Here is a 1123-nt window from a genome sequence, read left to right on the forward strand (position 1 = left end):
CAGGGCCGCCGCGAAGGCCGCGCAGCGTGACGCCGTCGCGCCGGCCGCTTCGGCGCCCTCGCTCGGCGGGGCGGCCAAGCCCGCCGCGCAGCCGAAGGCGAAGCCGCGGGCGGGGAGCGAGGACGACTTCGGCGACATCGAGGCGATCCTCAAGAAGCACGGAATCTGACCCGGGACGGCCGCCGCAGGGCCGGCGGTGAAGGGGCATTGTGCCCACATTCCGGACCGCATCCACGGGATATGATGAACTCCCGCTCGTATGGGGTGTGTTGGTCATGAGCACCCCTGGGGCTGCGTCATCATCGGTCCGAGATGCTCGATACCTCACGGGACGAAACACCCGCACCCACCGATGAGCAGCGCGGTTGCCTCTTCGCGCTCTCCCAGCCGCCCCTGATGATCTTCCTCACGGTCATCGCTTCGCTGCTGCTGTTCGCGGCTGTACACGATCTTTTCCTGCTGTGACGCTCAGCCGGCCGCTTCCTTGCGGCGCGCTCGGTAAGCGGCGACATGCAGCCTGTTGCCGCAGGTGCGGCTGTCGCAGTAGCGGCGGGAGCGATTGCGCGACAGGTCGACGAACGCGCGCCCGCAGTCCGGGGCCTCGCAGCGGCGCAGCCGCTCCTGTTCCCCGGCCACCACGATGAACGCCAGTGCCATCCCGCAGTCGGCCGCGAGATGGTCGGCGACGGACGCACCCGGCGTGAAGTAGTGGACGTGCCAGTCGTAGCCGTCGTGATCGGTGAGCTGCGGCGTGGTGCCGGCGGCCGCCACGAGCTTGTTGAGCAGCTCGGCGGCGGCAGCGGCGTCCGGGGCCGCGAAGACCTCGGTGAAGCGGGTACGTACGTCCTGTACGGCCCGCAGATCGCTCGCGCGGAGCTCGTCGACCCCGCTGATGTGATGGTCCCGTACGAACGCGTACAGCGCCTCCGTGTCGGCGAGCCCGTCCGCCGGGATTCCGTCCACGGTCTCCTGCGGGGCACTGTTCACCAGGTCGACGACGGTGGTGAGGGCGATGCGGGTGTCGTGTGGGATCAGCACGATTCGCTCCCTGGGCGGCTGCGGGCCTGTGCGCCCGCCGAACCCGCAGAACTCTATCCGCTGCCGCCCGGAACGCGGCGGCGCC

The 1123-nt window shown here is 70.2% G+C and carries 2 protein-coding genes; one reads left to right on the plus strand and one right to left on the minus strand.

Features of this window, described 5'->3' with window-relative positions; genetic code table 11:
• Positions 1-312: 312 nt before the first annotated feature.
• Positions 313-465, plus strand: coding sequence for a hypothetical protein (locus tag HY68_RS43960; RefSeq protein WP_198533320.1), 153 nt, complete (start codon positions 313-315; stop codon positions 463-465).
• Between the two features lie 3 nt (positions 466-468).
• On the opposite strand, the gene HY68_RS22440 is transcribed toward HY68_RS43960, so the two are convergent.
• A complete protein-coding gene (locus HY68_RS22440) occupies positions 469-1038 on the minus strand; it encodes a CGNR zinc finger domain-containing protein (protein WP_041991564.1) in 570 nt (189 codons plus the stop codon).
• Positions 1039-1123 lie beyond the last annotated feature (85 nt).

It is taken from the genome of Streptomyces sp. AcH 505, from assembly GCF_000818175.1.
Taxonomy (GTDB): Bacteria; Actinomycetota; Actinomycetes; order Streptomycetales; family Streptomycetaceae; genus Streptomyces.

Excerpts from the sequence above, each read along its gene's own strand:
- HY68_RS43960 (WP_198533320.1), top strand. The coding sequence starts at position 313 with ATGCTCGATACCTCACGGGACGAAACACCCGCACCCACCGATGAGCAG.